General features: G+C 61.1%; 7 protein-coding genes and 1 pseudogene. 3 read left to right on the top strand and 5 right to left on the bottom strand.

Going from position 1 to position 10,256, the window contains the following annotated elements:
* A partial coding sequence (locus ACFMO5_RS08710) for a GAF domain-containing protein (protein ID WP_376792358.1) occupies positions 1-2,219 on the bottom strand: 2,219 nt, incomplete at its 3' end.
* A 620-nt stretch (positions 2,220-2,839) separates the two neighbouring features.
* On the opposite strand from ACFMO5_RS08710, the gene ACFMO5_RS08705 reads away from it, so the two are divergent.
* Entirely contained in the window at positions 2,840-3,526 is a 687-nt protein-coding gene (locus tag ACFMO5_RS08705; RefSeq protein WP_376792357.1) for an FHA domain-containing protein, read from the top strand.
* Entirely contained in the window at positions 3,526-3,903 is a 378-nt protein-coding gene (locus ACFMO5_RS08700; RefSeq protein ID WP_376792356.1) for a YraN family protein, read from the top strand. The genes ACFMO5_RS08705 and ACFMO5_RS08700 overlap by 1 nt, the downstream gene beginning before the upstream one ends.
* Before the next feature lie 209 nt (positions 3,904-4,112).
* Here the strand turns inward: ACFMO5_RS08700 and thpR are convergent, their stop codons facing one another.
* The 3 genes and pseudogenes from thpR to ACFMO5_RS08685 form a co-directional block, all read right to left on the bottom strand.
* Entirely contained in the window at positions 4,113-4,703 is a 591-nt protein-coding gene (thpR, locus tag ACFMO5_RS08695; protein ID WP_376792355.1) for an RNA 2',3'-cyclic phosphodiesterase, read from the bottom strand.
* Positions 4,704-5,120: 417 nt separating this feature from the next.
* Complete coding sequence (locus tag ACFMO5_RS08690; RefSeq protein WP_376792354.1) at positions 5,121-5,894, bottom strand: hypothetical protein; 774 nt, start codon at positions 5,892-5,894, stop codon at positions 5,121-5,123.
* A 29-nt stretch (positions 5,895-5,923) separates the two neighbouring features.
* A pseudogene (locus ACFMO5_RS08685) lies at positions 5,924-7,102 on the bottom strand (phosphoglycerate kinase).
* Between the two features lie 374 nt (positions 7,103-7,476).
* On the opposite strand from ACFMO5_RS08685, the gene ACFMO5_RS08680 reads away from it, so the two are divergent.
* The gene (locus ACFMO5_RS08680) at positions 7,477-8,667 is read left to right on the top strand and encodes a citrate/2-methylcitrate synthase (RefSeq protein WP_376792353.1); all 1,191 of its coding nucleotides are present in this window, start codon (positions 7,477-7,479) and stop codon (positions 8,665-8,667) included.
* Positions 8,668-8,772: 105 nt separating this feature from the next.
* On the opposite strand, the gene ACFMO5_RS08675 is transcribed toward ACFMO5_RS08680, so the two are convergent.
* A complete protein-coding gene (locus ACFMO5_RS08675; protein ID WP_376792352.1) occupies positions 8,773-10,050 on the bottom strand; it encodes an ABC transporter substrate-binding protein in 1,278 nt (425 codons plus the stop codon).
* Positions 10,051-10,256: the final 206 nt, after the last annotated feature.

Genomic DNA, 10,256 nt, shown 5'->3' with positions numbered 1-10,256 from the left:
GCGGCATTCGCCTGGACAATCCGCCCTGCTCGATCCAAAAGGATCAGGCCATCCTCCACGGTGGAAAAGATCGCTTCCAGGCGCCGGTTGACCTGTTGAAGCCGCTCATACAGGCGGGCCCGCTGGAGGGCGACAGCCGCGTGTTGAGCGATGGCCTGGGCCAAGGCCCGTTCCCCCGCATCGAACGCGCGCCGCCGCCGGCTATCCCATACCTCCACCAACCCAAGCGGCTCCTCCCCTGCAAACAGGGGGATGATCAACGCAGACCACCCTCCATAGCTCCGCAAGAGGGCGCGCTCACTCTCATAGATGTCCGGAGGATCGTCCACGTACAGCGCTTGGATCCGCCGCTCCCGGAGGGCCACCCATTTCAGTGGGATGTCCCCCTCGTGGTAAACCCCACCCGAATCGGAGATCCGCTCCATCGGGTGAGCTGTTTCCGCATAATGTTCGGCGGCAACCCAGCCAACCCGGCGCGCCGGATCCACAGCGATGAAATAAGCACTGGTTCCCTCCAGAGCTTCGCAGAGAGCGGCAGCGATCTCGGTGAGGATGGGGGCAGGCTCATCGAAGCGGAGCAGGGCGCTCACGGCACGATACAACATGGTTTGCTCCCGCAGGTGCTGCTCGTAGCGTCGGAGCAAGCGGCCCCGCTCGAAGGACAGCGCCAAGAGCATAGCGAGGAGCTCCGTCGGTCGCAACAGGGATCCTTCAAGAGCCTCCCTCCCCTCAGGAGCTTCCAGTTCCACTAACCCCAGCAGGCGGCCAGCAGCATCTCGGAGTGGAAGAGCGATGCATGAGCGGGGGATTTCCCTTTCATCCTCAAGCCAAGCGTGAACCTCTGGATCCGACGCCGGGAAGCGATATAACCCGCCGCGCGCCCGGTATCGTTCCAGACGGGGATCATTGCGAAGCCAGGGCCCCAGGGCCAGTGGGGGGAATCGAGGGGCAGGGGTGCTCTCTTCCATTGCGAGGACCCCTCCGGATTCATCGAGCACCCGACAACGCACGGCTTTCCACCCGAACTGGGTGAAGATCTTCACCACCTCGTTTAATGCCCGCTCGGGATCCGGATGCTGTTGAATGGCCATGTAGCCCTCGTATAGAGCGAGAAGTCGATCCCGCTCCAACCCCACCTGCGCCCGCTCCTGGCGGACTTGTTCGTAAACCCGGGCAGTCTCCAGGCCCAGACTGATGATCCCCGCCACCGCCAGCATAAGAACCTCGTCATCCGGCGTGAAGGCATAACGCTCCGGGCTTTGAGCATCCAGCACACCCCATGGGGTCTCCCCAGCAAAGATCGGAACAGCCAATTCGGAGCGGGTGGCAGGATCTCCCTCCACATAGTCTGGATCCAGAGAGACATCCGGCACCCGTTGCGGCTCGCCCGTTCGAAAGGCCCGCCCGGTGATCCCCCGGTTCACCGGGATCAGATAGCGGTTAGGAGCAGGGGCCGTGTGATAGCCTTCCCAGGCCATAACCCGCAGCTGTTGCGTCGCCGGCTCATAGACCAGGATCGCCACCGAAGGCCAGCCCGTTTCCTCACGGATAATGCGCACCACCTGTGGAAGGGTGACGGAGAGTTCCGGGCTGGAGGCCATCACCCGAGCCACCCGGAAAAGATGCGCCATCGCCCGGTTTAGATCGCGTTGCTGTTTCAAAGCGTGAAGCGAATGGAGGCGTGTGGCCAGCAGCTCTGCCGCCATCCCCACCAGGTGACAGACCTCCTCCGAGAACCCCTCCTCACTTCGCTTCAAAAACGCCGCCAGGCTCACGCTCCCCCATGGATCCCTTAGCCGCACCATCAAGGCGGAGCGGGCCAGCGGCCCTCCTCCACGGGACATGAACCCGGTGAGGGACAGAGTCTGGGGAACAAACTCTGGCGTTTCCCGACCAGCCTCCAGGAGAGTATGGAGAAGAGCGTGAAGGTCGTCGGCGTGGATCCCCTCCCATCCGACATGCCACCATCGTGCCGCACGACCCTGGGAGTCCAGCTGGATAAAGAGGGTGGCATCCGCCCCAAAGGCGCGTTGAGCAGCTCTCAACGCCTGGGCCATGGGGTCTTCCGTCGCCCAGGCTCGCTCCAGATGCCGCAGCAGATCATGAACCCGCTGCATCTGCCAAAGGGTTTGCTCGAGCTCAACCACGCGACGTTTCAATGACTCGACCTGGTGTAACAAAGCTGTTAATTCTTGAAGCGAATCATCCGTTAAGTTCATCTCGAAACTCCTCACAACGGAGGCCTTTGGGGAAGAGACCTTGGAACCCTTCTCAAACCTGAAAGATCACAATGAAAGTTCGCTGGAATATACAGGATGTTGTCCGATGTAGGAATTCCGTCGAGGAACAGGATCCTTGATCTTAACAAGGTACCTTCAGCGAATTGTATGCCCATTGTTAGAAAGGGCCCTCTAATCTCTTTATATCATATTTGTTCGGAATTGTGCAGTTGAGGGCTGCATTGAAAAGCGAACAGGCCCCAAACCGATACGATGGCCCAAGAGGCACCCAGCCAGCAAAGAGCAGATCCTCACCTTCCCAATCGCATGTGAAAGGCGCTTAACGTTCTCGGGCACCAGATGAGTCCGAGGACGCGGGACCGTTGTTCACAAAAATGAAATGGACGCTAAAGCACCTGACCATGGGGAAAGGTTGGGTAAAATGAATAACGAAGATCCGCAAGACGCAATCTGTAATAATCGCTTACCCGTTCTACAGGTGGAGGGCCTATCTGAAAGCAAAACAGCGCTTTGTGGGAGCAAAGAGAGACGGCGCCCCGCGCCTTATGAACATCTTCAGAATGTGGGAAGGATCTAATGGCGAACGTCAGGAGGCGACCATGGTCGGGACCGAGGCCCCAATGCTCGTGATTACGGAAGGGCAACTGGTCGGGCAGCGCTGGCCAGTCGACCAGGAGATCCTGGTGATTGGACGCAGTGAGACGTGCGACTTGGTGCTGCCGGAGCGACAGATCTCCCGCCAGCATGCCCGCCTGAAGCGCGAAGCCGACGGTTACTACATTGAGGACCTCGGCAGCAAGAACGGGACCTTCGTGAACGGGCAACCGTTAACGCCCTTCGTCCCTCAACGTCTCAAGGACGGTGATGAAATCGCTCTCGCGCTCTGCGTGCGCATGCGGTTCGTTAGCGCGGAGGTGACGCTCCCTTTAGAGTCCGCCCCGATCCCTTCCCTGCTCCCCGGGCTCTTTATCGATCGGGCCGCTCGACGCGTGTGGGTCAATGGGCGGGAAGTCAATCCTCCGCTTTCCCCTGCGCAGTTTCGGGCGTTGGAACGGCTGGCCCTCGCTCGAGGCGCGGTGGTCTCGCGGGATGAGCTGATCGCCTACATTTGGCCAGAAGAGGATCCAAGGGGGATCACCGAGCAAGCATTGGATGCCCTGATCCGCCGCCTGCGGGAACGGCTGGCCCAAGCAGATCCAAACCGCGATTACATCCTTACAATCCGGGGACACGGCTTCCGGTTGGCGGATGTCTCACTCCACTTGAAAGGGCAACCGGAGGGGTGATGAGCTCCTCTCGGCCTTCCCGACGGTCCATAGGAGCAGCAGCGGAAGCCTTTGTGGCTGCTTATCTGGAGGCCCAAGGCTATCGCATCCAGGCCCGGAACTGGCGCTCGCCCTTCGGGGAGATCGACTTGATCGTTGAGGGGGAAGGATGGCTGCGCTTCGTTGAGGTCCGTGCGAAGCGCAGCGATCGCTTCGGATCCCCAGAGGAGAGCCTGACGCCCCGCAAGCGTCGACGTCTCCTGCAGACCGCCCTAGCCTATCTGGGCCAGCAAGGCGAGCGGGAGCCATGTTGGCGCGTGGACCTAGCATCTGTGACCTTGGATTCTCAGGGCCGTCCGGTTTCGGTCACGTTCGTTGAGAACGTATTGGGGGAATAACGGCTTTGCCCACGAGGGAGAGCCCAGTGTTCCTGATTTGGGGAGAGGATATTCGGGTGACAAGGTTCATGGCCCCATCCCCCTCGATCCTTCCTCCCCACAGTCCTTTGGGCCATGAGAAGAGGGGGAATCGAAATGAGACAAGCCATTCGGCACCTGGCTCACCTTCAAACCCGCCAAGGGAACCAGAGATCAAGACAGAGGAAACCCTAATGGCCCCCTCGCAAAGGGAGACGGGCGATCGGCGTATAAACCGCGCCCTGAGGATGGAGATCGCTCCGCATCAGCGTGATCTCCACCGCGCGCACCTCCCCTAATGGCTCCACCGTCGTGCGTTCGATCACCTCGGCGATCCGCCGGTAATGAGCTAACGTGGCCTCCCGTCCAATCCGCCCCAGCGTCAGATGGGGTTGATAGGGGCGATCCTCAGGAGGGTAACCCAGCTTCTGCATGCTGGACTCCACCAAGCGTTGGAAACTCGCCAACGCTCGGGAGGGATCGGATACCCCTACCCAGATCACCCGCGGACGCCGGAGATCCGGGAAACATCCGATCCCCCCCACAACAAATGTGAACGGCCCTCGCTCCAAGGCCAGCCCCCGCAGCGCGGCAATGATCTCATCAATATGTGAGGCCGGAACCATCCCCAGGAACTTCAACGTGAGGTGGATGCTATCCGGCCGAACCCAGCGAATCGGCAGATCCCGGAGCTCCCGACGCAGACGCTCCTGGATCTCGGCCAATTGTTTTTGAAGCTCTGAGGGCATCTCCACCGCAATGAAGGCACGGACAGCAACCATGGACAAGTCCTCCGAATCATGAAAGCGTCCTTTTCTCTATCTATGAATGCTGCTATTAAACATTAAAAAACTTTTTGCTCGATTTCGGCCGAATCTGAAACACCCAGATGGCCTGCCGTTGCCTTACGATGCAGCGCAGGAAGAGCGAAGCCGAACACCTGAGGCATCCGACTTGGCCTCCCGATGCGATCCCTGTTAGGGAAAAGACGATGGTGGTGCGGTGTTCTCCACGCACCACCATCGCCCCCTTCATCCATTTTATCTAAATTACTGAAAGCGCACAGCTCCAGTGTTTGATCCATTTAGGAGTTACGCCGTTCGGGGCCCGCGAGGGGAGGCGGAAGGGCCCCACCCCCCTTTATCCTCCCTCCCCACGGCCCTTTGGGCCGTGGGGTTTTGGGAAGAAGCACTAGCCAGCTATGATGAAGGTCCAGGCTGGATCTCCACCCGCCGCAGAACCAGTGCCTGGGTGGTTGGAACAGACAAGAAGCCGCTGGAGAGGCCGGCAAATGGATTGACGCTCAGGTATTGATTATCGATCCAAGCCACAAAGCCCAGCGGGCCCGCGGGGGCGAAGGGCACTCGATGAACCTCCTCCCCATCCACTTCGAAGATCACTTCCGCTCGACGCCATCGGATGCCATAGCGATGCCATCGGGTTGGATCGATGAGGATCGATCGCTGCGAGGCGGCCATCCAGCGCCGGCCCACCGCGATCGCCGCCCGGGCTATCCCAGGCCGCTCCAAGAGACGTTGGAACCCCCGGGCTAGTGGGGTGGGAAACGGAAACCGCCATCCGCCCGGGCTCCGCCAAACCATCGCCAGCCAGCCCCGGCCGGGATCGGAGGGGTCCAGGGCCACATGGGAGGGCGGCGAGGCGAAAAAGAACCACACGGCGGAGGGGGGCCCTGTGAAGGCCCCGGGCATTGCCCCAGCATTCCAGAACCCAAACCCGGCCGTTCCGACCAGCTCCTCCGCCGGGCGGGAGAACCGGGCCTCCACGGTAAGCCTGACCGGCGGCCGCCACGCAAACCGAGTGCCTCCATAATCGTCCAGTTGGGCGTCGGCGTAACGATCCCCGGGGCTCGGAAGCAGGACCAGCCACAGGCCCTCGGCGTCCTCCAGCACCTCCGCCGCCCCCATAGTCATCCGCACCCATGGCCAATCCCGCGGCACCCGCTGCAGGCCCATTCCGCACCCCAGTTGATGGCGGTTTGCGGTCAGGAAGAGGGCCGCTCGGCCAGGGCGGCGATGCCGGGAAGCGTGCGGCCCTCAAGGAACTCCAGGCTGGCGCCCCCGCCCGTCGAGATATGCGTGATTCGATCGGCCACCCCGGCCGCATGGACCGCGGCGACGGAATCGCCGCCGCCCACAATGCTCGTCGCCCCGCTCTCCGCCACCGCCCGCGCGATAGCGAAGGTTCCCTCCGCAAATCGGGGGAACTCAAAAACCCCCATCGGGCCGTTCCACACAATGAAAGCGGCGCGCCGGATCTCCTCCGCATATCGGGACACCGTCTGAGGGCCGACATCCAAGATCCGCCAACCCACCGGCACCTGATCGACGGGAACCACATGGGCCTGAGCATCCGGGGCGAAAGCATCAGCGATCACAACATCCACGGGCAGCCATAAACGATCCCCACCCGTTTCCAGCAAGCGACGGGCGGTCTCCAACGCCTCATCCTCCACCAGGGAATCCCCAACCGCGTAGCCCTGGGCTTTGAGGAACGTATTGGCCATCCCCCCACCGATCAACACCCGATCCGCCCGGGCCAGCAGGCTCTCAATCACCCCGATTTTGTCGGAGATCTTGGCCCCGCCGAGGATGGCCACGAAGGGCCGGGCCGGGTTCGTCAGGGCCTGGCTCAGATAGCGGATTTCCTTTTCCATGAGGAAACCGGCCACCACGGGGATGAACCGCGCGATGGCCTCCACGGAGGCGTGGGCCCGATGGGCGGCGCCGAAAGCGTCGTTCACACAGAGATCACCCAGTCGGGCCAGCTGTCGCGCGAACTCCGGGTCGTTTTTTTACTCTTCAGGATGGAAGCGAAGGTTATCCAGGAGGAGAACCTGACCGGGCTGCAGGGCGGCAGCCATCGCCTCGACCTCCGGCCCGACGCAATCGGGGGCCATCTGGACCGGCCGGCCCAGCAGCTCGCTCAGGCGCTCCGCAACCGGCTTTAGGCTGAAAGCCGGATCGTGCTTTTTGGGCCGTCCCAAATGCGACATCACGATCAGGGCAGCTCCCTGATCCAAGAGATATTGTAAGGTGGGCAACGTCGCCCGGATTCGGGTGTCATCCGTGACCTTCCCCTCTGCAATAGGAACATTGAAATCCACCCGGACCAGCACCCGACGGCCGCGGACATCCAAGTCGCGCACAGTCATCTTGTTCATTGAAGACCTCCTGCCCTGGAAGAAATCCACTGCGCAACTCCATAAGATGTGAGGGAAGATCCGAAGAGGAACCGCTCGCCTCTCGAGTCGGTCCCTCTGATCTTCTTATTTTAAAGCAGGGTCCGCGTAGCTTGGGCTGACCCGAATAATGGCGAAAGCATGACAAAAGTTATAGGGGCGAAAGACCATGGTGCCGTGTCTTAAACCATCCGTGAAACAAGCTTCCTTGCCCTTTTTTCTGCCTTGAATTAGAATTTGGGGTGAGAGGTCAGATTTCCACTGAAGAGACCTGCGGGAGGGGATCTTCCCAATGTGTACAGGTGGGGGGGCAGCGACGCCAGGGACTGTATCCTTAACAATTTCCGGAGGTTGCCATGACCACAACTGTAACCCCCCAGGAGGTTAAATATATCGGGAAGCCCGGCGAGGTCCCCTTCGCCAAGGGCCTGGAAGGGGTGATTGTCGCGGAGTCGGTGAAGAGCTACGTCGATGGGATTGCAGGCCGTTTGATTTACCACGGGATCCCCATCGAGACCCTGGCCGAGAAGTCCACCTTCGAAGAGGTTGCCTTCCTTCTTCTCTACGACAAGCTCCCGACATATGACGAGCTGGACATCTACAAGATGCGCCTCCGGCAGTATCGCGAGATCCCCGATGAGGTTTATGATTTCATCTCTCAGGCCGGGCGCCGATATAACTTCCATCCGATGTCCGTGCTGCGCACCGCGATCTCCATGCTGGCGGCCTTTGATGACTCCGCGGAGGAGGACACATTGATCGCCCACGAGCGGGAGGCGATCAAGCTCACTTCTCGGATCGCCACAGTGGTGGCCGCCATCGGCCGCGCCCGTAAAGGACTCCCGCCCGTCCATCCGCGGCCCGACCTGAGCCACGCCGCCAACTTCCTCTACATGCTTTTCGGCGAGGAGCCAGATCCCTTCTACGCCCGAGTCATGGATGTGATCCTGATCCTCCACGCGGACCACGAATGCAACGCCTCCACGTTTACGGTGCGCGCCATCACCTCCACGCTGAGCGACATGTACTCGGCGGTGGTGGGCGGGATCGCCGCGCTGAAAGGTCCGCTCCATGGTGGGGCGAACGAGGAAGTGATGCATATGCTTCACGAGATCGGCGAGGTGGAGCGTGCGGAGGAATGGGTGCTCCGGGCGCTGGCCCGCAAGAAGAAGATCCCCGGCTTCGGCCATCGGGTCTATAAGACCTACGACCCGCGGGCCCATATCCTGAAGCAGTACGCCCTGGAGGTCACCCGGCGCGCTGGGACGGAGAAGTGGCTGAAGATGGCCGAGGTGATCGAACGGGTGATGATCGAACGCCTGGGCCAGAAGGGCATCCAGCCCAACGTGGACTTCTACTCTGGGATCGTAATGGCTTCCATGGGCATTGAGACAGCCCTCTTCACACCCATCTTCGCTGTGGGCCGTGTCGCTGGGTGGGTGGCCCACGCCCTGGAGCAGCGAAAGGACAACCGCATCTACCGGCCGCGCTTCTTCTACGTGGGGCCGGAGCATATGGAATACATCCCGATCGAGGAGCGCGGCTGAGCCCTGCGGGGGGATGATCTTGCTCTGGATGGGAAAACAACTGGCGGGGTGGGGATTCCCACCCCGCCAGTTGTTTATCGCAGAACGCCGCTGGCCCCATCTCGCTCACTTGCACATCTTGTTCTCCACGCAGGCCTTCTGGAGGGCCTCCATCGCGGCCTTCGCATCCCGATTGGTCACGAAATTGAAGACGATGTCGTTGAAGGCCGTGGCAAAGCCCTCCGGAGCGGCCGAGCCGTGAACCTCGCTCGGGATCAGCTGGTCCCGGGCGAAGTCATCCATAGAGGACTGGAGGTACACATCGAACTTGCTCCGATCGCAGTCCAGGCGAGCGCAGATGGAGCCCTTCTTGGGGTTGAAGGCCTCTTGGCCCTCCTTCGAGCCGCAAACCTTCAGCCAGGCGAGGGCCTGCTCCCGGTGCGGGGCCTTCTTAGGCAGGCCGAAGGTGTCGGTCACCACCATGAAGAGCCCCTTGTTGTTCGGCGCGGGAACCCATCCGTAATCTACGCCCGGCTTGGCCCCTTTGGAGAGGAAGTAGCCATGGGACCAGTCGCCCATGACAGTCATGGCCGCCTTGCCGTCCAGGACCAGCTGGGTGGCTGAGTCCCAGGTGTGGGCCGCATGGTCCTCGTTCACGTAATCCAGCATCCGCCCGAAGATCTCAAAGGCCTTCGCCACCTCCGACCCGGTCCACGGTGTCTGGCCGGTCCACAGGCCCCGGTATTTCTCCGCCCCCAGGACCCCCGCCAGGACCGTCTCGAAGAGGTGGGCCGCCTCCCACTTCAGCTTGTCCCCTAAGGCCAGCGGGGTCACCCCCTTGGCCTTAAGGGCCTCCGCCACCTGGAAGAATTCATCGAAGGTAGTGGGAGGCTGCAGGCCGTACTGATCGAAGATCTTCTTGTTATACCAGAGGACGTTGCCTCGATGGACGTTCACAGGGACGGAGTAGATCTTCCCCTCGTAGCTGACCAGGTCGATCAGCTGCTTAGGGAATTTATCCATCCATCCCTCGCTCTTCCAGAGGTCCGTGATGTCCTCCATATAGCCGGTCTTCACCCAGGTGTCGATCAGCTCCGCCCCGCCGTGAACCTGGAAGGAATCCGGCGGGTCGCCTCCTAGCATACGGGTCTTCAGAACCGCCTTCGCCTGGGCACCGGCCCCGCCAGCGACCGTGGCGTTAATGATCTCCACACCGGGATATTTCTGCCGATAGACCGAGAACATCGCCTCCAGCCCCTCGGCCTCCCCACCAGCGGTCCACCATGAGAAGATCTCAAGCTTCTTCGGTGGCGCTGGGGTTGCCGCTGGAGCGCAGGCCGCGAGGATCAGGGTGAGGATGAGCAGTCCGGAGCCCCAGATGAACCAACGCCGTTGCATGGTCATAGGTGCCTCCTTCCATACAGCGGGCGGACGTTCGGATATACATCTTAGCGGGGCCAACGGCATTCCTAAGTTTATTATTGGGAAGATACTGGACAATGTCAAGCGCCATCGCAGGCCATCCAGGGCTTTTCAAAGCTCTAACAAAGACGGCACAACGGTGTAGAACGGGATGGTCCCTCCCCCCGTTCTGCCCCCTCCCCGTGGCC

This window comes from Thermoflexus sp., from assembly GCF_042408365.1.
In the GTDB taxonomy this organism is placed as follows: Bacteria; Chloroflexota; Anaerolineae; order Thermoflexales; family Thermoflexaceae; genus Thermoflexus.
This window is presented reverse-complemented; position numbering and strand designations above follow the sequence as displayed.

Bases quoted from the DNA above. Each gene is read 5' to 3' on its own strand.
- ACFMO5_RS08675 (WP_376792352.1), bottom strand. From the start codon at position 10,050: ATGACCATGCAACGGCGTTGGTTCATCTGGGGCTCCGGACTGCTCATC.
- ACFMO5_RS08690 (WP_376792354.1), bottom strand. From the start codon at position 5,894: ATGGGCCTGCAGCGGGTGCCGCGGGATTGGCCATGGGTGCGGATGACT.
- thpR (WP_376792355.1), bottom strand. From the start codon at position 4,703: ATGGTTGCTGTCCGTGCCTTCATTGCGGTGGAGATGCCCTCAGAGCTT.
- ACFMO5_RS08680 (WP_376792353.1), top strand. From the start codon at position 7,477: ATGACCACAACTGTAACCCCCCAGGAGGTTAAATATATCGGGAAGCCC.
- ACFMO5_RS08700 (WP_376792356.1), top strand. From the start codon at position 3,526: ATGAGCTCCTCTCGGCCTTCCCGACGGTCCATAGGAGCAGCAGCGGAA.
- ACFMO5_RS08705 (WP_376792357.1), top strand. From the start codon at position 2,840: ATGGTCGGGACCGAGGCCCCAATGCTCGTGATTACGGAAGGGCAACTG.